This window comes from Streptomyces sp. NPDC001513 (assembly GCF_042894695.1).
GTDB lineage: Bacteria > Actinomycetota > Actinomycetes > Streptomycetales > Streptomycetaceae > Streptomyces.
Genome location: NZ_JBIAVU010000011.1, coordinates 106,917 through 129,162, shown reverse-complemented (window position 1 = coordinate 129,162; position 22,246 = coordinate 106,917). Strand labels below are relative to the sequence as shown.

Genomic DNA, 22,246 nt, shown 5'->3' with positions numbered 1-22,246 from the left:
CCGGGCCGCCCTGTCGGCGGCCCGGCCTACGATCGGGAGGATGAGCCCCAGCCTGCCCCTCGTCACCACCGCCGAGCGCCGCCACCGGCTCGGCCGGCGCCACCGCCTCGCTCCCTCGGCCCGGGCCGCCACGGTGGCGGAGGCGGCGGACTCCGTCGTCGCCCTGCACGCCACCGACGCCGCGACGGTCTTCCTCTCCGCCCGCGCCCGGCTCGCCGAAGGCGGCCCCGGTCTGGTCGAGCAGGCGCTCTACGAGGACGTCAGCCTCGTGCGGCTGCTCAGCATGCGCAACACGCTCTTCGCGGTCTCGGCGGAACTCGCCCCGTACGTCGACGCCTCGTCCGCGCGGGCCATCGCCGTCAAGGAGCGCCGCACCCTCCTCAAGCACCTCGACGAGGACGGTCAGGGACTCGACGCGCAGTGGCTGGCCCGGGCGGAGGCCGCCGCGCTCGACGCCCTCGACGTCCACGGGCCGTCCACCGGAAGCCAATTGTCGGCCGCCGTGCCCGCACTGCGCCAGAAGATCACCGTCGGCCGGGGCAAGAAGTACGAGACGGAGACCGGTGTCGCCACCCGTGTCATCCGGCTGCTGGCCGCCGACGGCCGGATCCGGCGCAGCCGCCCGCGCGGGTCGTGGACCTCCAGCCAGTACCGCTGGGTGCACACCGAGCCGTGGCCGGCCGTGCCCGCCGCAGAGGCCCGCGCGGAGATCGCCCGCCGCTGGCTCCACGCCTACGGCCCCGCCACCGAGGCCGACCTCAAGTGGTGGACCGGCTGGACGCTGACGGACGTACGCAAGGCACTCGCCGCCGTGGACCCGGAACAGGTCCGCCTCGAGGACGGCGGCACCGCCCTCGTCGGCCCCGGGGACACCGCGCCCGAACCGGCCCCGGAGCCCTGGGCCGCGCTGCTGCCCGGCCTCGACCCCACCGGCATGGGCTGGGCCGACCGCGGTTTCCACCTCGACCCCGCCCACAGGCCCGCGCTCTTCGACTACGCCGGCAACATCGGCCCCACCGTGTGGTGGAACGGCGAGATCGTCGGCGGCTGGGCCCAGCGTTCCGACGGCGAGATCGTCTGGCGGCTGCCGGCCGGCCCCGGCCGCGCCGCCGAGGAGGCGATCACCGCCGAGGCCGCCCGCCTCGCCGCTTGGGTGGGCGAGGCCCGCATCACCCCGCGGTTCCGCACCCCGCTGGAACGCGAACTCGTCGCCTGAGGCCTGAGGGCCGGGGCCCGGGCCCCGGCCCTCAGGCCTCAGGCCTCAGGCCTCAGGCCTCAGGCCTCAGGCCGTCAGCCGATGCCCCGCCAGCCCTGCGGGTCGACCCCGCCGGGCACCGGGGCCTGGGCGTCGTACGGTTCGCGCGTGAAGACGAAAGACGCCAGATCGAGGTGGCTCACCGAGCCGTCCTCCCGGCGCACCGCCCGCAGCGTCTCACCGGCGTAGTAGCCGGACAGCCCGGTCCAGGTGCCGTCCGGCCCGGCACGGAAACGGGCCGTGCGTCCGGACCCGCCCACCGGGCCGAGCTCCAGCAGCCCGTCCGCAGTCAGCCGCACCACCTGCGCCGAAGTCCCCCAGTACCAGGGGCCGCACAGCTCCAGCGGCACCCGGTCCGATTCGAGGAAGGGCCGCCACGGCTTCGGGAACCGCGGCTCGGCGTCCGCGACGATCCCGACGAGTTCCGCCGCCACCGTCGCGGCCGGAAGCCCCGAGGTGCAGTTCGCCAGCACCACCGCCGCCACGTCGTCCGCCTCGCTCAGCCACAGGCCCGCGACGAACCCGGGCAGCGATCCGCTGTGGCCCGCGAGCCTGCGGTCGCCGTCGGCCGTCAGCTGCATCCCCAGCCCGTAGCCGAGATCGGCGAAACCGGGCTCCGGCGGCGCTGCCGGCGTGCGCATCTCCCGTACGGACTCCGCGCTCAGGACCCGCTCGTCACCGCGCAGCAGGAAGTCGGCGAACCGCGCCAGGTCCGTGGTCGTCGACCACAGCTGTCCGGCCGGAGCCATCAGCCCCAGGTCCTCCAGCGGCTCGGGCATCATCAGGTCCGCCCACGGGTGCACCGCCCAGCCGCCCGCGTGCGGGGCCTGCGGCTGCCCGCTCGTACGGTCCAGCCCGAGGGGCTCCAGCACCTCGGCCCGCAGCACCTCTTCCCAGGGCCGCCCGCGCAGCGCCTCCACCAGCGAACCCAGCAGGGTGTAGCCGGGGTTGGAGTAGTGGTGGCGGCGTCCCGGCACATGGGCGAACGGCTCGTCGCCCAGGACGTCGGAGAGCTCGGGCCGCAGGGCGCCGGGGGTGCGCTCCCACCACTCGCCGGGGGTCTCCGCCGCCAGTCCGCCGGTGTGGGCCAGCAGCTGAGCGACGGTCACCTCGCCGGCGCCCGTCCCCGGCAGGTGCTTCCCCAGCGGATCCGAGAGGCTCAGCAGTCCCTCGTCCCGCAGGCGCAGCACCAGAACTGCCGTGAAGGTCTTGGTGATCGAGCCGATCCGGTACTGGACGTTGCCGTCGGGACCGTGCCCTTCGACCGAGGTCCGAGAGCCCTCCCAGACCACCTCCCCGCCCCGCACGACGGCCGCCACGACGGACGGCGCCCGCCCCGCGCTCTGCGCGACGGCGATCCGGTGCCTGAGGGCACGCCGGGTGGCAGGGAGAAGTTCCAGGTCCTCAGAAAGATCATCCATGATCGGATGCTACGTGTTGGCCATGTCCACGAAGCGTGAATAGTGGCCCTGGAAGGCCACGGTGATCGTGGCCGTGGGGCCGTTACGGTGCTTGGCCACGATCAGGTCCGCCTCACCCGCGCGGGGGGACTCCTTCTCGTACGCGTCCTCGCGGTGCAGCAGGATCACCATGTCCGCGTCCTGCTCGATCGAGCCCGATTCACGCAGGTCCGAGACCATCGGCTTCTTGTCGGTGCGCTGTTCCGGACCACGGTTCAGCTGGGAGAGCGCGATCACGGGGACCTCGAGCTCCTTCGCCAGCAGCTTGAGGTTTCGGGACATGTCCGAGACCTCCTGCTGACGGCTCTCGGGACGGCGCGAGCCGCCCGACTGCATCAGCTGGAGGTAGTCGATGACCACGAGCGAGAGGTCGTTGCGCTGCTTGAGCCGGCGGCACTTGGCCCGGATCTCCATCATCGACAGGTTGGGGGAGTCGTCGATGTAGAGCGGGGCGGCGGAGACGTCCGGCATCCGGCGGGCCAGCCGGGTCCAGTCGTCGTCGGTCATCGTGCCGGAGCGCATGTGGTGCAGCGCCACCCGGGCCTCCGCCGAGAGCAGGCGCATCGCGATCTCGTTGCGCCCCATTTCGAGGGAGAAGATCACGCTGGGCAGGTTGGCCTTGATGGAGCAGGCCCGGGCGAAGTCCAGCGCGAGCGTGGACTTGCCCATCGCGGGACGGGCGGCGATGACGATCATCTGCCCCGGGTGCAGGCCGTTGGTCAGCGAGTCCAGGTCGGTGAAGCCGGTGGGAACGCCCGACATCTGGCCGCTGCGCGAGCCGATCGCCTCGATCTCGTCGAGGGCGCCCTCCATGATGTCGCCGAGCGGCAGGTAGTCCTCGGAGGTCCGCTGCTCGGTGACGGCGTAGATCTCGGCCTGGGCACTGTTGACGATCTCGTCGACGTCTCCGTCGGCCGCATAGCCCATCTGCGTGATCTTCGTGCCGGCGGCGACCAGGCGGCGCAGGACCGCTCTCTCGTGGACGATCTCCGCGTAGTACTCGGCGTTCGCCGCCGTCGGCACGGACTGCACCAGGGTGTGCAGGTACGAGGCCCCGCCGACCTTGCTGATCTCGCCGCGCCGCGTCAGCTCGGCGCCGACGGTGATCGGGTCGGCCGGCTCGCCCTTGGCGTACAGGTCGAGGATGGCCTGGAAGATCGTCTCGTGCGAGGGCCGGTAGAAGTCGTGGCCCTTGATGACCTCGACGACGTCGGCGATGGCGTCCTTCGAGAGCAGCATGCCGCCGAGCACCGACTGCTCGGCGTCGAGGTCCTGCGGAGGGACGCGCTCGAAGCCGCCACCGCCGCCGCCGTCCCAGGAGCCGCCCTCGCGGCCCCGGTCGTGCTGTTCGTCCCCGCGGCCACGGCCTTCGCTGTTACGGCGCGAACGGGCGGGCAGACGGTCTCCGGGACCGCTGTCGGCCCAGGGGTCGTCCATGGGCTCGGGCATGCTCACCGGGCCGCCTCCTCCCGTCCGCAAAGCGGACCTTGCCGTGCCACTCTTTCTACGACACGGCTCTGACATTTGGGGCACCCGAATCGGCTGTCGGCGAGTCGGGCAACGCACCACGGTAGGGCCGGGAGCGGCGTCAGCCAATCTTGTTATCCACAGGCTGTGTGGATGAGATGTGGATGACGGCGCCAATGCTGTGGGTAACTCCTCGGAAGCTGTGTACGGACCGGGGGACGACGCTGTGGACAAAATCACCCGCGCCACCTCGTTACCCCATCTGACCTGGGATTTCTCTCCCCGGACGCTGCGGGGAAGAAAAATCTTGGCCACTGTCTCAAGATCGCCTCCAACGAGTCGCGGAGAAGGCTCGGATCGACGCCACAGTAAGGATCACAGATGGGTTGCATCCATTACCTGTGGAAGATTACATTGAGCGCATGACACAGGCGATCACCGCGCCCAAGCCTGGGCCGAGACGGCACGACCGAGAGATATTCGCGCTCGCCGTGCCCGCCTTCGGCGCGCTCGTCGCCGAGCCCCTCTTCGTGATGGCCGACAGCGCCATCGTGGGACATCTCGGCACTCCTCAGCTCGCCGGCCTCGGCATCGCCGCCGCTCTGCTCACCACCGCCGTGAGCGTCTTCGTCTTCCTCGCGTACGCCACCACGGCGGCCGTCTCCCGCCGGGTCGGCGCGGGCGACCTGCAGGCGGCCATCCGGCAGGGCATGGACGGCATCTGGCTCGCCCTCCTGCTCGGCGTCGCCGTCATCGCCGTGGTGCTGCCCGCGGCTCCGTCGCTGATCTCCCTCTTCGGCGCCTCCGACGCCGTCGCCCCGTACGCCGTCACCTACCTGCGCATCTCCGTCTTCGGCATCCCGCCCATGCTCATGGTGCTGGCTGCCACCGGGGTCATCCGCGGCCTCCAGGACACCCGCACCCCGCTCTACGTGGCCGTCGGCGGCTTCACCCTCAACCTGGGCCTGAACGCCGCCCTCGTCTACGGTGCGGGGCTCGGCATCGCCGGCTCCGCCTGGGGCACGGTCATCGCCCAGTGCGCGATGGCGGCCGCCTATCTCGTCGTGGTCGTCCGCGGAGCCCGCCGGCACGGCGCCTCCCTGGTCCCGGACCCTGCGGGCATACGGGCCTGTGCCCAGGCCGGAGCACCCCTGCTGGTCCGCACCCTGTCCCTGCGCGCCATCCTGATGATCGCGACAGCCGTGGCGGCCCGGCTCGGGGACGCCGACATCGCCGCCCACCAGATCCTGCTCGCCTTGTGGAGCCTGCTCGCCTTCGCGCTCGACGCCATAGCGATCGCCGGACAGGCGATCATCGGCCGCTACCTGGGCGCGGGCGACACGGAAGGCGCAAAGACGGTCTGCCGCCGCATGGTGCAGTGGGGCATCGTCTCGGGCGTCGTCCTCGGCCTGCTGGTCATCCTGGCCCGCCCGGTGTTCATTCCGCTGTTCACCAGCGATCCGGCGGTCGAGGCCGCCCTGCTGCCCGCCCTGCTGGTCGTGGCCCTGTCCCAGCCCGTCTCGGGCATCGTCTTCGTGCTCGACGGAGTCCTCATGGGCGCGGGCGACGGCCGCTACCTGGCCCGGGCCATGCTCGTGACGCTCGCCGCGTTCATCCCGGCCGCCCTCCTCGTCCCGGTCGTGGGCGGCGGCATCACCACGCTCTGGTGGGCGATGACGCTGATGATGCTGGTCCGGATGGTCACCCTCAGGGTCCGCGCCCGCTCGGGCCGCTGGCTGATCGCGGGAGCCACCCGCTAGCGCGCGTTCCACGCCGATGTTTCACGTGAAACGCACACCCGTGTTTCACGTGAAACATCGCGTCACGTGAAGCATCGCGAAACGACGAAGGGCCGCACCCCGAGGGGTGCGGCCCTTCACGCGCAGCCCTTAGGCGGCGATGACCTCGATGCCCACGTTCGCGGCGACCTCGGCGTGCAGACGCACGGAGACCTGGTACGAACCGAGGGTCTTGATCGGGGCGCCCAGCTCAACGCGGCGCTTGTCGACCTTGGGACCACCGGAAGCCTCGATCGCCGTGGCGATGTCGGACGGGGTCACGGAGCCGAAGAGACGGCCGGCGTCACCCGCACGGGTGGCCAGACGCACCTTCACGCCCTCGAGCTTGGCCTTGACCTCGTTGGCCTGCTCGATGGTCGCGATCTCGTGGATCTTGCGGGCGCGGCGGATCTGCGCCACGTCCTTCTCGCCACCCTTGGTCCAGCGGATCGCGAAACCACGCGGGACCAGGTAGTTGCGAGCGTAACCGTCCTTGACGTCGACGACATCGCCGGCGGTGCCGAGGCCAGAGACCTCGTGGGTCAGGATGATCTTCATTATTCGGTCACCCTTTCCTTATCGCGCGGTGGACGTGTAGGGCAGCAGCGCCATCTCACGGCTGTTCTTCACGGCCGTGGCGACGTCACGCTGGTGCTGCGTGCAGTTGCCGGTAACGCGGCGGGCACGGATCTTGCCGCGGTCGGAAATGAACTTCCGCAGCATGTTCGTGTCCTTGTAGTCCACGTACGCGGTCTTGTCCTTGCAGAATGCGCAGACCTTCTTCTTAGGCTTGCGCACAGGCGGCTTCGCCATTGTGTCTCTCCTGTGTGATCAAGAAGTGGGGATGCGAGCTGCCCTAGAAGGGCGGCTCGTCCGAGTAGCCACCGCCGGAGCCGCCGGAGCTTCCGCCCCAGCCGCCCCCGCCGCTGCCGCCCTGCTGCTGGCCACCGGCCGGCGCGCTGGACGCCCACGGGTCGTCGGAGGGAGCTCCGCCGCCCTGCGGGGCGCCGCCGCTGGGGGCTCCGCCCCAGCCACCGCCGCCACCCTGCTGCTGGCCGCCACCGCCGCCGTATCCACCCTGACCGCCGCGACCGGTGGTCTTGGCGACCTTGGCCGTGGCCGTCTTCAGGCTGGGGCCGACTTCCTCGACGTCCAGCTCGTAGACCGTGCGCTTGACACCCTCACGGTCCTCGTACGACCGCTGCTTCAGCCGGCCCTGCACGATGACGCGCATGCCCCGCTGAAGGGACTCGGCGACGTTCTCCGCCGCCTGACGCCAGACCGAGCAGGTCAGGAACAGGCCTTCGCCGTCCTTCCACTCATTGGTCTGCTTGTCGAAGATGCGGGGAGTGGACGCGACACGGAACTTCGCGACCGCCGCACCCGAGGGGGTGAAGCGCAGCTCGGGGTCGTCGACGAGATTGCCGACGACCGTGATGACGGTCTCGCCTGCCATGGATGAACCTCTCGGCGGGGATTGCTGCTGGGCTGCTGTGCTACTCGGTCCCGATTACCGCTGAACCGAAGTTCAGTGGGTCTCGGGGCGAAGGACCTTGGTCCGGAGAACCGACTCGTTCAGGTTCATCTGTCGGTCAAGCTCCTTGACGACCGCAGGCTCGGCCTGAAGGTCGATGACCGAGTAGATGCCCTCGGGCTTCTTCTTGATCTCGTAAGCGAGACGACGACGGCCCCAGGTGTCGACCTTCTCGACCTTTCCGTTGCCCTCACGGACGACGGAGAGGAAGTTCTCGATCAGCGGGGAGACAGCGCGCTCCTCGAGATCGGGGTCGAGGATGACCATCACTTCGTAGTGACGCATGTGGAACCCACCTCCTTTGGACTCAGCGGCCACGGTCGTTCCGTGGCAGGAGGGTCGTGATGCGTGCGCACGGTGTCCAAGAGCAGACACCGCGCAGCTGTACAGACTACCTCCTCGACTCCTTCCGGTTGAAATCCGACGGGAGGGGGCCCCAATCTGTATCCATCGGGTGTGCTCGGTGCTATGCCCCCGGCCCTGCCGGAGGCCGCCCCGCCGCACCGCTCTGCGTCAGCCAGGAGGTGCCTTCCGATGGCACAGGCCATGCAACGTCAGCCCATCTCCCTGCTCTCCACCGACGGCAAGCCCCACCCGCTGCAGGACACCCTGATGGCGGTCACTCTGGCCCTGGGCGCCGTGGCGTTCGTCACGGCCTTCTTCCACAACCTGCACCTGATCAGCTCGTGGGCCGGACTGATCGGAATTCTGACCGGCGCGTACGGACAGTTCGTCTCCGTCACGACACGCGAGCGCTTCGCGCTGATCATCGGCCTTGGCGCGTCTGCCATCGGCTTCTACCTGGGCATGTTCCACGGCGGCCTCTTCGGCGGCTGACGGAGCCGGGCAGGGCACCTCCGCGGCAGGGCGCCGGCTCCGCACCGGCCCGGGCCTCCGGCCCGTCCCCCAGAAGGGTGGCGCCCTTGTCGCAGTAGGCTTCGCGCCATAGCCAGCGAAGCCGCCGGAGGAGACGCCCCGCATGAGCCTGTCCCTGAGGACCATCAGCCGAGAGCAGCATCTGGGTTACCTCCAGAGCCTGCCCTCGGCTAGCCACTGCCAGGTCCCGGCGTGGGCCGACGTGAAGAACGAGTGGCGTTCCGAGAACCTCGGATGGTTCAACGAGTCCGAGGAACTCGTCGGTGCCGCCCTCGTGCTGTACCGCCAGCTGCCCAAGGTGAAGCGATACCTCGCCTACCTCCCCGAGGGCCCGGTCATCAACTGGTACGCCCCGAACCTGGAGGAGTGGCTCCAGCCGATGCTGGCCCACCTCAAGCAGCAGGGCGCCTTCACCGTGAAGATGGGCCCGCCCGTCGTCATCCGGCGCTGGAACTCGACCGCCATCAAGGCCGGCATCCAGGACCCGGGCGTGAAGCGCCTGCGCGACGTGGAGGCCTCGGTCATCGAGCCCCGCGCCTTCGAGGTGTCCGACAAGCTGCGCCGCATGGGCTGGCAGCAGGCCGAGGACGGCGGCGCCGGATTCGGCGACGTCCAGCCCCGCTACGTCTTCCAGGTGCCGCTGGCCAACCGCTCGCTCGACGACGTCCTCAAGGGCTTCAACCAGCTGTGGCGCCGCAACATCAAGAAGGCCGAGAAGGCCGGCGTCGAGGTGGTCCAGGGCGGCTACGACGACCTGCCGACCTGGCAGCACCTGTACGAGATCACGGCCGAGCGCGACAAGTTCCGCCCGCGCCCGCTCAGCTACTTCCAGCGCCAGTGGACGGCCCTCAACGCCGAGGACCCCAACCGGATGCGCCTCTACATCGCCACGCACGAGGGGGAGCCGCTGGCCGCCGCCACGATGCTCACCGTCGGCCAGCACGTCTGGTACTCGTACGGCGCCTCCGCCAACCACAAGCGCGAGGTCCGCCCCTCGAACGCGATGCAGTGGCGCATGCTGCGCGACTCCTACGCGCTCGGCGCCAGCGTCTACGACCTGCGCGGCATCTCTGACACGCTGGACGAGAACGACCACCTGTTCGGTCTGATCCAGTTCAAGGTCGGCACGGGCGGCGAGGCCGTCGAGTACGTCGGCGAGTGGGACTTCCCGCTCAACAAGGTGCTGCACAAGGCGCTCGACATCTACATGTCGCGCCGCTGATCCCCTGATCCCCTGACCCCCGCTGTTATCGAGAAAGGTGCCGGACGGGCCATGGCGCTCACGCTCTACGTCGACACCGCGCGCTGGCGTGCGCACCAGAAGCAGATCCAGGACCAGTTCCCCGGGATGATCCCGGTCTGCAAGGGCAACGGTTACGGCTTCGGCCACGAGCGGCTGTGCGAGGAGGCGACCCGCATGGGCGCCGACGTGCTCGCCGTCGGCACGACGTACGAGGCCGCGAGCATCAAGGACTGGTTCGGCGGCGACCTGCTCGTCCTCACCCCGTTCCGCCGGGGCGAGGAGCCGGTGCCGCTGCCGGACCGGGTCATCCGCTCGGTGTCCTCGCTCGACGGGGTCCGCGGTCTGGTCGGCGCCCGCGTGGTCATCGAGTGCATGAGCTCGATGCGCCGCCACGGCATCTCCGAGCAGGATCTGGGCCAGCTGCACGGGGCCATCGAGGACGTCCGGCTGGAGGGCTTCGCCCTGCACCTGCCGCTGGACCGCCCGGACGGCTCGGACGCCGTCGAGGAGGTCATCGGCTGGATGGACCGGCTGCGCGCGGCCCGGCTGCCGCTGCACACCATGTTCGTCAGCCACCTGCGGGCCGCGGAACTGGCACGGCTCCAGCAGCAGTTCCCGCAGACCCGCTTCCGGGCCCGCATCGGCACCCGGCTGTGGCTGGGCGACCACGAGGCGACGGAGTACCGCGGTGCGGTCCTCGACGTCACGCGCGTGGCCAAGGGCGACCGGTTCGGCTACCGCCAGCAGAAGGCCGCCTCCGACGGCTGGCTGGTCGTGGTCGCCGGCGGTACCTCGCACGGAGTCGGCCTGGAGGCCCCCAAGGCCCTCCACGGCGTGATGCCGCGCGCCAAGGGCGTCGCCCGGGCCGGCCTGGCCACCGTCAACCGGAACCTGTCGCCGTTCGTCTGGGCGGGCAAGCAGCGCTGGTTCGCGGAGCCGCCGCACATGCAGGTGTCGATCCTGTTCGTGCCCTCGGACGCGACCGAGCCGAAGGTCGGCGACGAGCTCGTGGCGCACCTGCGCCACACCACCACGCAGTTCGACCGGGTGCTCGACGCCTGAGCCGGCCCGTCAGTCCTTGGGGTCCAGGCCCCAGTCGACCCGCTGTTCCCCCGAGGGCGCCGCGTACCGCGGCGCCCTCGCCGCGTCCGACAGCACGAACACGTCCTCGGCCCCGTCCAGGACGCCGCCGGACGGGTCGTCCGAACCGTCGCGGCGTACGACGTCCCGCTCGGGCAGCAGGATGTCCCGGACGACGACCGCGCACAGGTACAGCGTGGTCAGCAGGTGGGCGGCGATCGCCAGCTGGTAGCCCTCCACGGGCAGGCCCTGGTGCTTGTCCCCGCTGCTCGTGTAGGCGAGGTAGAACCAGATCCCGAGGAAGTAGACGACCTCGCCGGCCTGCCAGATCAGGAAGTCCCGCCAGCGCGGCCGGGCCAGCGCGGCGAGCGGGATGAGCCACAGCACGTACTGCGGCGAGTAGACCTTGTTGCACAGGATGAACGCGGCGACGACCAGGAAGACCAGCTGCGCGAACCGGGGCCGCCGCGGGGCGGTCAGGGTGAGCAGGCCGATCGCCCCGCACAGCAGGAGCGTCAGCCCCGTCGCGTACGTGTTGGCGTCTTCCATGGGGTTGCCGGAGCGCTGTGAGATCAGCAGCCACACGGAGCCGAAGTCGATGGGCCGTTCCTGGCTGAAGGTGTAGAACTTCGACCAGCCGTCCCAGGCGAAGAGCATGACGGGCAGGTTCACCAGGAGCCAGGCCCCGGCCGCGCCGAGGACGGCCGCGCCGAAGGCGCGCCATTTCCCGGCCCGCCAGCAGAGCACGAACAGCACCCCGAGCAGCAGGACGGGGTAGAGCTTGGCCGCGGTGGCCAGGCCGATCAGGACGCCGAAGAGGACCGTCCGCCCGCGGGACCACATGAGCATCCCGGCGGCGGTCAGGGCGATGGCCAGCAGGTCCCAGTTGATCGTCGCCGTCAGTGCGAAGGCGGGCGCGAGCGCGAAGAGCAGGGCGTCCCAGGGCCGGCGGCGGTGGGTGCGGGCGACGCACACGGCGATGACCGCCGCGCAGGCCATCAGCATGCCCGCGTTGACCATCCAGTACATCTGCTCGCGGTGCTGCATGGAGCCGCTGCCGGGGGTCAGCCAGGAGGCGATCTCCATGAAGAGCCCGGTGAGCACCGGGTACTCCAGGTACTCCATGTCGCCGGGAAGCCGGTCGAAGTAGGGCGTCAGGTTGTCGGCGAAGCCGCGTACCGCGTACAGGTGCGGGATGTCGGAGTAGCAGGCGTGGGTGTACTGCGAGCCCGCTCCCCGGAACCACGCCCAGTCGTAGCAGGGCAGCTTCTGCACCATGCCGAGCGCGAACATGCCGATGGCGAGGAGGGCCACGACGCGGACCGGCCCCAGCCAGTGGCCGCCGAGCCGCGCGTAGCGGCCGAGCGGGCCTCCGATGAGCTCACTGCCGGCTGCGGCGACCTCGTCCTGCTGCGTCGGCAGTACGGGACGGTCCTCGTGCACCTGGGTCATGGGGGTCATCCTGCCGTACGGGGCCGGACACGGGGGAAGGCCGCCGCACGACGGGTGCGACGGCCTTCCGGTGTTCACGGGGCGGTGGGGCGGGTCAGTCCGGCACGGTGCCGGCGGTGCCGGCGGTCCCTCCGGTGGCGCCGCCGGGGCGGCCCGGTCTGCCGCTGCCCGACGGGGACGGCGATCCGCTGGCCCCGCCCTGGGTGCCGGCGATGACCCCCGAGTTGGCGCCGGTGTTGGCGCCTCCGTTGGTCGTCCCGCGCGTGGGGTCGTCCGGGTCGCAGTACAGCTCCCACGGCTTGCAGGACGGCTTCCCGCCCTTGGACGGGGTCGGGGACGGCGTCGGGGAGCTCGGCGGGGTCGGCGACGGGGTCGGGGACGGCGAAGCCGGAGCCGACGGCGTGGGGGAGGGGGCACCTGCGGAGTCGGCGGTCACGCCGACTTCCTCGGGCTCCGGGAACGGCTTGATCGGCGCGTCCTTGAGCGCGTCGCGCATGTACTGGGTCCAGATCTCGGCCGGGATGTCACCACCGTGGATGGACGGGATGGCGCCCACGCCGTTCATGGACTGCAGCTTCCGGTCCTGCGAGTTGGGGTCGGTGCGGAAGAGGACGACGGAGGTGGACAGCTCCGGGGTGTAGCCGACGAACCACGCCGACTTGTTCTCGTCCGTGGTACCGGTCTTGCCCGCGGCGGGCCGGCCGAGCTTCTTGGCCTCCTTGCCGGTGCCGTTCTTGACGACGTTCTGCAGGACCTCGGTGATGTTGTCCGCGACGGCGTTGTCCATGGCCCGCTGGGGCTTGGGGGGCTCGAAGCCGGGCAGCTTCTCGCCGTCCTTCTCGACCTCGGTCACCGAGTAGGGCTCGTGGTGCGTGCCCGAGGCGGCGAACGTGGCGTACGAGTCGGCCATCCGGATGGCGCTGGGGGTCGAGGTGCCGAGGGCGGAGGAGGCGTCCGTGTTCGGGTTGATCGACTCCTCGAGGATGCCCGTGGACTTGGCCAGGTCCCGCACCTTGGTGTGGCCGACGTCGAAGATCAGCTGGGCGAACGGGACGTTGATGGACTTCTCCATCGCCTCGTTGAGGGTGACGTATCCGTAGGCCGTCGGGCTCTCGTTCTTCTGCTTGAACGGGTTGCCCTTGGCGTCGCGCAGCGGCCTGCCCTCCCGGTTGTTGATCACCGTGAGGTCGTTGGCCTGGTACTTGCTGTCGGCCGAGATGCCCCGGCCGTTGGAGTTCTGGGTGCCGTGCTGCATGGCCGCCGCGAGCACGTACGGCTTCCAGGTCGAGCCGACCGGGACACCGCTGGTGTTGGCGTTGTTGCTGAAGTACTTCTGGTCCCAGCCCGGGCCGCCGTACAGGGCCACGAGCGCCCCGGTCTTGACGTCCACGGAGGCCCCGCCGAACTGGACGAAGGTGTCGGTGTCGGGCCGCTTCTTCTCGTCGATGAAGCCGTCGCGGGCGTCCGCCACGGCCTTGGCCAGGGCGTCCACCCTCGGCTTCTCGAAGGTGGTCTTGATCCGGTAGCCGCCCAGGGCCATCTGCTCGGCGGTGATGCCCTTGGTCTTCATCACGTACGCCTTGGCCGTGTCGACCAGGTAGCCGATCTGGCCGGTCATGCCGCGGGCCTGCTCCGACTCGGCGCGGGCGGGGAAGTCCGAGTCCTTGTACTTCGCCCGCTCGGTCTTGTCCATCCGGCCGACCTCGACCTGGCGGTCCAGCACCCAGGCCCAGCGCTGGCGGGCCCGGCCCTCGTTGAGTTCGGGGGTGGCCGCGGGGCCGATGCCGCCGTCCGGGTTGTAGAGGTTGGGGCCCTTGAGCACGGAGGCCAGGAACGCGCACTCGGAGGGGTTCAGGTCCTGGCTGTCCTTGCCGAAGTAGGCACGGGCCGCGGCCTGGATGCCGTAGGCGTCGCGTCCGTAGTAGGCGGTGTTGAGGTAGCCCGCGAGGACCGTGTCCTTCTCCTCGGAGACGCCCAGCCTTATCGCGATGAAGAGCTCGGTGACCTTCCGCTTGAGCGTCTGGTCGGAGTCCAGGTAGGTGTTCTTCACGTACTGCTGGGTGATGGTCGAGCCGCCCTGGGTGGAGCCGCCCGTGCCCATGTTCCAGACGGCGCGGGCGATGCCCATCGGGTCCACGCCCTTGTCCGTCTCGAAGGACTCGTTCTCCGCCGCGATCACGGCGTCCCTCATCGACCGGGGAATGCTGGAGATGGGCACGATCTGCCGGTTCATCGAACCGCCCGTCGCCACCATCTGGCTGCCGTCGGCCCAGTAGAAGACGTTGTTCTGCGCCTTGGCCGCCTTGTTCGGGTCCGGCGTGCTCACCATGGCGATACCGATGCCGGCACCGGCGATGATCACCGCGAAGAAGCCCAGGGTGGTGCCGGAGACGAACTTCCAGGAAGGCACGAAGCGCTTCCATCCGTCCCGGTCTGACCGCGGGTAGTTGATCAGCCGCTTGTCGGGGCGGCCCGCGCCGCGAGCGGCGTTCGCGGCGCCTCGTCCGCGGCCCCCCGAGCCTCTCTGGGCAGCCCGGCGCGCCTCGGCGCGACTGGCCGGCACGGGCTCCTGCGTGTACGGGCCGCTGTGCGACGCGGTGGGGACGTCCCGTCCGGCCGGGGCGCCCCTGCCGGGGCGCTGCTGGGCGGCGCGGCGGGCTGAGGCCCGCCCACCGTCCTGGGGCTGCGGCGGTTTGCGGCGGTGCTCGCTCATCGAACGACTACTCCTCGGGCAGGCGAGTGGCCTGGAAGCGGCAGATGAATTCCGGTTCCCCCGGTGTCATGGCCCACAGACTACGCACGCTCAAAACCCGACCAGTGCCGAAGTTCACCCCAAATCAGGCAACTCCGCTGGTGCGAATTGGTGATGTGACACCGGTCACCAGATCACCCCTTGTCGATCAGGGCGCCCCGTTCTATCGTCTGGATGTATCGAGTCGATACATCAGCTCGGCATAAAGACTCAGGGGCAGAGGAGGCAGGCGGATGAGCAGACGCTCAGGCATCCTCGAGTTCGCCGTCCTCGGCCTGCTGCGCGAGTCCCCCATGCACGGCTATGAGCTGCGCAAGCGGCTCAACACCTCGCTGGGGGTGTTCCGAGCCTTCAGCTACGGGACGCTCTACCCCTGCCTCAAGACGCTGGTCGCCAACGGCTGGTTGATCGAAGAACCGGGCAACGCCCCGGAGGACGCTCTCGCCGCTTCACTCGCAGGGCGCCGCGCCAAGATCGTCTACCGGTTGACGGCCGCGGGTAAGGAGCACTTCGAGGAGCTCCTCTCCCACACGGGCCCCGACACCTGGGAGGACGAGTCCTTCGCCGCCCGCTTCGCCTTCTTCGGCCAGACCGAACGAGAAGTGCGCATGCGGGTGCTGGAGGGCCGCCGCAGCCGGCTGGAGGAGCGTCTGGAGAAGATGCGCGCCTCCCTCGTCCGTACGCGGGAGCGCCTCGACGACTACACGCTCGAGCTGCAGCGGCACGGCATGGAGTCCGTCGAGCGCGAAGTGCGCTGGCTGAACGAGCTCATCGAGAGTGAGCGGGCGGGACGGGATCGCAGAAGGTCCGGTCCGTCCGACGAAACTGAAAAATGAGGCCTGCATCTCGCAGACCTCGTCCGAGAACAAACAGGGAGCAACCGGAATGGGTTCGGTTCGCGTAGCCATCGTCGGCGTAGGCAACTGCGCCGCCTCGCTGGTGCAGGGCGTCGAGTACTACAAGGACGCCGACCCGGCGGCCAAGGTCCCCGGTCTGATGCACGTCCAGTTCGGCGACTACCACGTGCGTGACATCGAGTTCGTCGCCGCGTTCGACGTCGACGCGAAGAAGGTCGGCCTCGACCTTTCGGACGCCATCGGCGCCAGCGAGAACAACACCATCAAGATCTGCGACGTCCCGAACGCCGGGGTGACCGTTCAGCGCGGCCACACCCTGGACGGCCTGGGCAAGTACTACCGCCTGACGATCGAGGAGTCCGCCGAGACTCCGGTCGACGTGGTCCAGGTCCTCAAGGACCGCGAGGTCGACGTCCTGATCTGCTACCTGCCGGTCGGTTCCGAGGCTGCGGCGAAGTTCTACGCGCAGTGCGCCATCGACGCCAAGGTCGCCTTCGTCAACGCCCTCCCGGTCTTCATCGCCGGCACCAAGGAGTGGGCCGACAAGTTCACCGAAGCCGGTGTCCCGATCGTCGGCGACGACATCAAGTCCCAGGTCGGCGCCACCATCACGCACCGCGTGATGGCGAAGCTGTTCGAGGACCGCGGTGTCCGTCTTGAGCGCACCATGCAGCTCAACGTCGGCGGCAACATGGACTTCAAGAACATGCTCGAGCGCGACCGCCTCGAGTCGAAGAAGATCTCCAAGACGCAGGCCGTCACCTCGCAGATCCCCGACCGTGAGCTCGGCGAGAAGAACGTCCACATCGGCCCGTCCGACTACGTCGCGTGGCTCGACGACCGCAAGTGGGCCTACGTCCGTCTCGAAGGCCGTGCCTTCGGCGACGTCCCGCTGAACCTCGAGTACAAGCTCGAGGTGTGGGACTCCCCGAACTCCGCCGGTGTCATCATCGACGCCCTGCGCGCCGCGAAGATCGCCAAGGACCGCGGTATCGGCGGCCCGATCCTGTCGGCGTCCAGCTACTTCATGAAGTCCCCGCCGGTGCAGTTCTTCGACGACGAGGCCTACGCGAACGTCGAGAAGTTCATCAAGGGCGAGGTCGAGCGCTAGTCGAACCCCAAGGGTCCGCGAGGACACCTGGACTTCGGCTGTTCTTCCGCGGAGGGTCCCCGGGCAATATGCCCGGGGACCCTCCGCGTATGTGACCCTTGCCCTCATGCCTGTCGTACGTGATCTGCGCGTACTCCTGCGCCTCAGGGACTTCCGCAACCTGCTCGCCGTACGGCTGCTCTCCCAGGCGGCGGACGGCGTCTACCAGGTCGCCCTCGCCACCTACGTGGTCTTCTCCCCGGAGAAACAGACCTCGCCGACGGCCATCGCCTCGGCCATGGCGGTGCTGCTCCTGCCGTATTCGCTGATCGGCCCCTTCGCCGGGGTGCTGCTCGACCGCTGGCGCCGGCGCCAGGTCTTCCTCTACGGCAATCTGCTGCGGGCCTTCCTCGCCTGCGTCACCGGGATGCTGATCGTCGCGGAAGTACCCGACTGGCTGTTCTACGCCTCGGCGCTGTCCGTGACCGCCGTCAACCGCTTCGTCCTGGCCGGGCTCGCCGCCTCGCTGCCCCGCGTCGTTGGCCCCGATCAGCTGGTCACCGCGAACGCGCTCTCCCCCACCGCCGGCACCCTGGCGGCGGTCGCGGGCGGCGGGCTGGCCTTCCTCGTCCGGCTGCTCGCCTCCGACTCCAACGCCCTCGTCGTCCTGCTCGGGGCCGGGTTCTACCTGTGTGCGGCCCTGGTCTCCCTGCACCTGGCCATCGGCCTCCTCGGGCCCGACCATCCCGCCGGCCGGGTCCACCCCTCCGTCGCCGAAGGGGTCGCCCTCACCGTGCGGGGCATGGCCGAAGGCCTCAGGCACCTGGCCGGCCGGCGCGAGGCGGCCCGGGCGCTCGCCGCGATGACCATGATGCGGTTCTGCTACGGCGCCCTGTTCGTCATGCTGCTGATGCTCTGCCGCTACTCCTGGTCGGACAACGAAGCCGACGGGCTGGCGCTGCTCGGCGTCGCCGTCGGCGCCTCCGGGGCGGGGTTCTTCGCGGCCGCCGTCGTGACCCCCTGGCTGGCGGGCCGGCTGGGCACCCTCGGCTGGATCACGGCCTGCTCCGCGGGGGCCGCGGTCCTGGTGCCGGCCCTCGGCCTGTTCTTCGCCCCGGGGCCGATGCTGGTCGCCGCCTTCGTCCTCGGCCTCGCCACCCAAGGGGCCAAGATCGCCACCGACACGGAGGTCCAGTCCCGGGTGGACGACGACTTCCGCGGCCGCGTCTTCTCCGTCTACGACGTGCTCTTCAACGTCGCCTTCGTGGGAGCGGCGGCGGTGGCCGCCCTCATGCTCCCCGCCGACGGGCGCTCGGTGGCCCTGATCCTCTGTGTGTCCGCCCTCTACGCCGCGACCGCACTGCTGCTGGGCCGGCAGGAGCGACGTCTCGTCTGAGGACGCCCCGGCCGACGGCCGGCGTCGATGTTTCACGTGAAACATCGACGCCGACGGTCCTTCCTCAGGCCTGCGCGGCCCACCACTCCTTGAGGGCGACGACGGCGGCGTCACGCTCCATCGGGCCGTTCTCCAGCCGCAGCTCCAGCAGGAAGGCGTACGCCTTGCCGATCACCGGACCCGGGCCGACGTCCAGGACCTGCATGATCTCGTTGCCGTCCAGGTCGGGCCGGATCGAGTCCAGCTCTTCCTGCTCCTGCAGCTGCGCGATGCGCTCCTCGAGCCCGTCGTAGGTCCGGGAGAGGGCGTTGGCCTTGCGCTTGTTGCGCGTGGTGCAGTCGGACCGGGTCAGCTTGTGCAGGCGCTCCAGCAGCGGACCGGCGTCGCGGACGTAGCGCCGCACCGCGGAGTCGGTCCACTCCCCGTCGCCGTAGCCGTGGAAGCGCAGGTGCAGCTCCACCAGCCGGGACACGTCCTTGATCATGTCGTTGGAGTACTTCAGCGCGGTCAGCCGCTTCTTGGTCATCTTCGCCCCCACCACCTCGTGGTGGTGGAAGGAGACGCGGCCGTCGCTCTCGAAGCGGCGGGTGCGGGGCTTGCCGATGTCGTGCAGCAGGGCCGCGAGGCGCAGCACCAGGTCCGGGCCGTCCTCCTCCAGGGCCATCGCCTGTTCCAGCACGATCAGCGAGTGGTCGTAGACGTCCTTGTGCCGGTGGTGCTCGTCACTCTCCAGCCGCAGCGCGGGCAGCTCGGGCAGGACCCGGTCCGCCAGCCCCGTGTCCACCAGCAGTCCCAGACCCCGGCGCGGGTTGGCCGACAGGATCAGCTTGTTCAGCTCGCCCTGGACCCGCTCCGCCGAGACGATCTCGATGCGGTCGGACATCGCCTTCATGGCCGCCACGACCTCCGGGGCGACCTCGAAGTCCAGCTGCGCGGAGAACCGCGCCGCCCGCAGCATCCGCAGCGGGTCGTCGGAGAAGGAGTCCTCCGGGGTCCCGGGGGTGCGCAGCACACCGGCGGCCAGGTCCTCCAGGCCTCCGTGCGGGTCGATGAACTCCTGCTCGGGCAGGGCCAGGGCCATGGCGTTGACCGTGAAGTCGCGCCGCACCAAGTCCTCGTCGATCGAGTCGCCGTAGGAGACCTCGGGCTTGCGCGAGGTGCGGTCGTAGGCCTCCGAGCGATACGTCGTCACCTCGATCTGGAAGTTCCGCACGACGTCCCCGACGCGGGCGCTCTTCTGCGCCCCGACGGTGCCGAAGGCGATGCCCACGTCCCACACCGAGTCGGCCCACGGCCGGACGATCTTCAGCACGTCCTCGGGGCGGGCGTCGGTGGTGAAGTCGAGATCGTTGCCGAGACGCCCGAGCAGCGCATCGCGGACGGACCCGCCGACCAGGGCGAGGCGGAAGCCCGCCTCCTGGAATCGGCGGCCGAGCTCGTCGGCGACAGGGGCGACCCGCAGCAGTTCACTGACCGCGCGGCGCTGCACCTGACTCAGGGCACTGGGGGTGTCTTCGTTGGCGTTCGGCACAACAGAAAAGGGTACGTGCCCGGCCCACCGGGGGCCGCCCCGTTTTGAGCGACCCCGGTACGCGGCCGCCCCGGGGCTGAGCCGATCATGTGGAGCAAGGCGCGGCACTCGCACACAGCGGGCCTCGTTACCATGCCAGGACGCACAAAAGACGAGCACTGACACTTCGAGGAACGGGCTAGCGCGTGGCCGAGGCGGCAGACATCCAGGGGGCGTCCCCCGCTCCTGTCCGGCGCCGCTGGCTGCGGCGCGCGATCGTCCTGCTCGCCGGGACGCCCGTGATGGCCGCCCTGGTCTACTCTCCCGCCCCCGAGGCCCAGGCGGTCCAGGCGACGGGTGTGGACGTCCAGCTGACCTCCATGACCCCCGCCGCGCCGGTCAAGGGGGACACCCTGACGATCACCGGAACCGTGGCCAACACGGGCTCCGAGACGATCAACGACGCGCACGTCGGCCTGCGGGTCGGGCCCGCGCTCGCGGACCGGTCCTCCATCGACGAGGCCGCGGAACGCAACGGCTTCCGGGCCGGCGCCGACCCGGGCGAGATCGATCCGGCCTACGCCGTGAAGATCGCCTCGCTGCCGTCGAAGGTCCGCCAGGACTTCACCCTGACCGTCCCGGTGAACAAGCTCGAACTGGACAAGGACGGGGTCTACCAGCTCGGCGTCTCCCTGTCCGGGGCGACCGAGAGCCGCCCGTCCGAACAGGTCCTGGGCATCAAGCGGACCTTCCTGCCCTGGCAGCCCGAAGCGGCCTCCAAGCGCTCCCAGCTCACCTACGCATGGCCGCTGATCTCCACCACCCGCGTGACCGCGGAGACCGGCTCCGACGAGCTGCAGACCCCCGTCTTCCTCGACGATTCGCTCGCCGACGAGCTCAAGGCCGGCGGCCGCCTGGAGCAGATGGTCACTCTCGGCAAGGACCTGCCGATCACCTGGGTCATCGACCCCGACCTGCTCTACACGGTCGACGCGATGACCAAGGGCTACCGGGTCCGCACCCCGGGCGGAAAGCCCGTCCAGGGGAAGAACAAGGCCGTCGCCGAGCAGTGGCTGAACTCCCTGGAAGCCGCTGTCCAGGGCAAGAAGGTCGTCGCCCTGCCCTTCGCGGACCCCGACCTCGCCTCCCTCGCCCACCACGGCAAGGACGTCTCCGGCACCCTGGGCCAGCTGCGCCCCGCCACCGACAAGGCGAAGCACGCCGTCGAGACCGTCCTGCACGTCCCGGCGTCCACCGACTTCTCCTGGCCCGTGAACGGCGCCATCGACCCCTCGATCGTCAACGTCGCCACCTCGGCCGGCGCCCACAACGTCCTCACCCGCAGCGACAGCCTCGTGGAGAGCGGAGCCCTCGGCTACACGCCCTCGGCCGCCCGGCCCATCGGCGCCGGCACCACCGCCGTCGTCGCGGACGCCGACCTGTCCACCGCCTTCGAGGGCGACATGCTGAACGCCGGGGCCTCGACCCTGGCCGTGCAGCGGTTCCTCGCCCACAGCCTCGCCCTCAACCTGCAGAAGACCGACGAGCAGCGCAGCTTCGTCGTCGCCCCGCAGCGGATGCCCAGCGTCAGCCAGGTGCAGTCGATGGCCGCGGCCGTACGCGGGCTCCAGGCGGGCCGGTGGACGCAGCCCGGGGACCTCGAGGCCGCGGCCGCCGCCAAGCCCGATCCCGGGGCCGCCACCCAGGTGCCGGGCGCCGGGCAGTACCCCGAGGCCCTGCGCAAGCAGGAGCTGCCGGTGTCGGCCTTCGAGAAGATCCGCACCACGCAGAACACCCTCGACCACTTCAAGGTGATCCTTGCCGCGCCCGACCGCGTGGAGATCCCCTTCGGCAACACCACCAACCGGGAGATGTCCACGTCCTGGCGCGGGCGTCCCGAGGAGGCCCGCCTCTATCGGGACCAGGCGCAGGACTACCTGATCGGTCTCACCGAGAAGGTCAAGGTCATCCCCAAGTCCGACGCCACCCTGTCCGGACACAGCGCCACCATCCCGGTCAGCGTCCAGAACAGCCTCGTCCAGGACGTCCACGACCTGGTCCTGCGGGTGAAGTCCGCCAACCCGACCCGCCTGATGTTCGGCGACAGCGGTCAGGCCGAGCAGCAGGTGACCGTCCAGGGCGATCACACCCAGACCGTGAAGTTCACCGCCAACGCCACCGCGAGCGGTCCTGTCGAGGTCACGGCGCAGCTCTTCACCAAGGACGGCGTCCCCTACGGCAAGGCGCGGCGGTTCACCGTCGAGGCCACCGAGATCACCCCCACCGTGATGCTCGTCATCGCCGGCGGTGTGCTCCTCCTGGTCCTGGCAGGCATCAAGATGTACGCCAGCCGCAAGCGCGTCGCAGCCCGCGCGGCCGCCGAGGAGAGCACGCAGCCGAGTGACGAGTCCACGGACACCGGACCGCAAAGCACCGAGGGGTCCGGCACGGGTGAGACAGTGGACCGTTGAGCGATGCCGTGGCCGGTCGGCCTGG

Annotated in this window: 18 protein-coding genes; 9 read left to right on the top strand and 9 right to left on the bottom strand. The window is 70.1% G+C overall.

Annotated features, from left to right (window positions below; all coding sequences use genetic code 11):
- Positions 1–40: 40 nt before the first annotated feature.
- Positions 41–1,216 (top strand): winged helix DNA-binding domain-containing protein, encoded by a 1,176-nt coding sequence (locus ACFYZ4_RS24840; RefSeq protein ID WP_390784830.1) that lies wholly within the window; start codon positions 41–43, stop codon positions 1,214–1,216.
- A 74-nt stretch (positions 1,217–1,290) separates the two neighbouring features.
- Here the strand turns inward: ACFYZ4_RS24840 and ACFYZ4_RS24835 are convergent, their stop codons facing one another.
- Together ACFYZ4_RS24835 and dnaB are read right to left on the bottom strand one after the other, a co-directional pair.
- Positions 1,291–2,676, bottom strand: coding sequence for a serine hydrolase domain-containing protein (locus tag ACFYZ4_RS24835; protein ID WP_384340043.1), 1,386 nt, complete (start codon positions 2,674–2,676; stop codon positions 1,291–1,293).
- A 9-nt stretch (positions 2,677–2,685) separates the two neighbouring features.
- A complete protein-coding gene (gene dnaB / locus ACFYZ4_RS24830; protein WP_351290175.1) occupies positions 2,686–4,152 on the bottom strand; it encodes a replicative DNA helicase in 1,467 nt (488 codons plus the stop codon).
- Positions 4,153–4,604: 452 nt separating this feature from the next.
- Between dnaB and ACFYZ4_RS24825 the strand changes: the two genes are divergently transcribed.
- Entirely contained in the window at positions 4,605–5,942 is a 1,338-nt protein-coding gene (locus ACFYZ4_RS24825; RefSeq protein WP_390784829.1) for an MATE family efflux transporter, read from the top strand.
- A gap of 129 nt (positions 5,943–6,071) precedes the next feature.
- Here the strand turns inward: ACFYZ4_RS24825 and rplI are convergent, their stop codons facing one another.
- The 4 genes from rplI to rpsF form a co-directional block, all read right to left on the bottom strand.
- Positions 6,072–6,518, bottom strand: coding sequence for a 50S ribosomal protein L9 (gene rplI / locus ACFYZ4_RS24820; protein ID WP_351290121.1), 447 nt, complete (start codon positions 6,516–6,518; stop codon positions 6,072–6,074).
- Between the two features lie 18 nt (positions 6,519–6,536).
- A complete protein-coding gene (gene rpsR, locus ACFYZ4_RS24815) occupies positions 6,537–6,773 on the bottom strand; it encodes a 30S ribosomal protein S18 (RefSeq protein ID WP_005315025.1) in 237 nt (78 codons plus the stop codon).
- Between the two features lie 43 nt (positions 6,774–6,816).
- On the bottom strand, positions 6,817–7,416 hold the full coding sequence (locus ACFYZ4_RS24810; RefSeq protein ID WP_351290123.1) for a single-stranded DNA-binding protein: 600 nt from the start codon (positions 7,414–7,416) through the stop codon (positions 6,817–6,819).
- A 72-nt stretch (positions 7,417–7,488) separates the two neighbouring features.
- Complete coding sequence (rpsF, locus tag ACFYZ4_RS24805) at positions 7,489–7,779, bottom strand: 30S ribosomal protein S6 (protein ID WP_004950685.1); 291 nt, start codon at positions 7,777–7,779, stop codon at positions 7,489–7,491.
- Positions 7,780–8,028: 249 nt separating this feature from the next.
- On the opposite strand from rpsF, the gene ACFYZ4_RS24800 reads away from it, so the two are divergent.
- The 3 genes from ACFYZ4_RS24800 to ACFYZ4_RS24790 all read left to right on the top strand — a co-directional run bounded on the left by ACFYZ4_RS24800 (position 8,029) and on the right by ACFYZ4_RS24790 (position 10,675).
- Positions 8,029–8,331: a hypothetical protein gene (locus ACFYZ4_RS24800; protein ID WP_351290125.1), complete on the top strand. Its 303-nt coding sequence runs from the start codon at positions 8,029–8,031 to the stop codon at positions 8,329–8,331.
- A 142-nt stretch (positions 8,332–8,473) separates the two neighbouring features.
- The gene (locus ACFYZ4_RS24795) at positions 8,474–9,592 is read left to right on the top strand and encodes a peptidoglycan bridge formation glycyltransferase FemA/FemB family protein (RefSeq protein ID WP_351290127.1); all 1,119 of its coding nucleotides are present in this window, start codon (positions 8,474–8,476) and stop codon (positions 9,590–9,592) included.
- A gap of 51 nt (positions 9,593–9,643) precedes the next feature.
- Positions 9,644–10,675, top strand: coding sequence for an alanine racemase (locus tag ACFYZ4_RS24790; protein WP_351290129.1), 1,032 nt, complete (start codon positions 9,644–9,646; stop codon positions 10,673–10,675).
- Between the two features lie 9 nt (positions 10,676–10,684).
- On the opposite strand, the gene ACFYZ4_RS24785 is transcribed toward ACFYZ4_RS24790, so the two are convergent.
- Both ACFYZ4_RS24785 and ACFYZ4_RS24780 read right to left on the bottom strand, forming a co-directional pair.
- Positions 10,685–12,145 carry a glycosyltransferase family 87 protein gene (locus ACFYZ4_RS24785; RefSeq protein WP_390784828.1) on the bottom strand — a complete coding sequence of 487 codons (1,461 nt, stop codon included), beginning with the start codon at positions 12,143–12,145 and terminating at the stop codon, positions 10,685–10,687.
- A 94-nt stretch (positions 12,146–12,239) separates the two neighbouring features.
- Positions 12,240–14,858 carry a transglycosylase domain-containing protein gene (locus tag ACFYZ4_RS24780; RefSeq protein WP_351290133.1) on the bottom strand — a complete coding sequence of 873 codons (2,619 nt, stop codon included), beginning with the start codon at positions 14,856–14,858 and terminating at the stop codon, positions 12,240–12,242.
- Positions 14,859–15,130: 272 nt separating this feature from the next.
- On the opposite strand from ACFYZ4_RS24780, the gene ACFYZ4_RS24775 reads away from it, so the two are divergent.
- From ACFYZ4_RS24775 to ACFYZ4_RS24765, 3 genes are all read left to right on the top strand, one after another.
- Positions 15,131–15,733 (top strand): PadR family transcriptional regulator, encoded by a 603-nt coding sequence (locus ACFYZ4_RS24775; protein WP_351290135.1) that lies wholly within the window; start codon positions 15,131–15,133, stop codon positions 15,731–15,733.
- A 49-nt stretch (positions 15,734–15,782) separates the two neighbouring features.
- Entirely contained in the window at positions 15,783–16,865 is a 1,083-nt protein-coding gene (locus ACFYZ4_RS24770; RefSeq protein ID WP_351290137.1) for an inositol-3-phosphate synthase, read from the top strand.
- A gap of 106 nt (positions 16,866–16,971) precedes the next feature.
- The gene (locus ACFYZ4_RS24765; protein ID WP_351290139.1) at positions 16,972–18,240 is read left to right on the top strand and encodes an MFS transporter; all 1,269 of its coding nucleotides are present in this window, start codon (positions 16,972–16,974) and stop codon (positions 18,238–18,240) included.
- Between the two features lie 64 nt (positions 18,241–18,304).
- On the opposite strand, the gene ACFYZ4_RS24760 is transcribed toward ACFYZ4_RS24765, so the two are convergent.
- On the bottom strand, positions 18,305–19,771 hold the full coding sequence (locus tag ACFYZ4_RS24760; protein ID WP_390784827.1) for a CCA tRNA nucleotidyltransferase: 1,467 nt from the start codon (positions 19,769–19,771) through the stop codon (positions 18,305–18,307).
- Positions 19,772–19,956: 185 nt separating this feature from the next.
- On the opposite strand from ACFYZ4_RS24760, the gene ACFYZ4_RS24755 reads away from it, so the two are divergent.
- The gene (locus ACFYZ4_RS24755) at positions 19,957–22,221 is read left to right on the top strand and encodes a DUF6049 family protein (RefSeq protein WP_351290143.1); all 2,265 of its coding nucleotides are present in this window, start codon (positions 19,957–19,959) and stop codon (positions 22,219–22,221) included.
- Positions 22,222–22,246 lie beyond the last annotated feature (25 nt).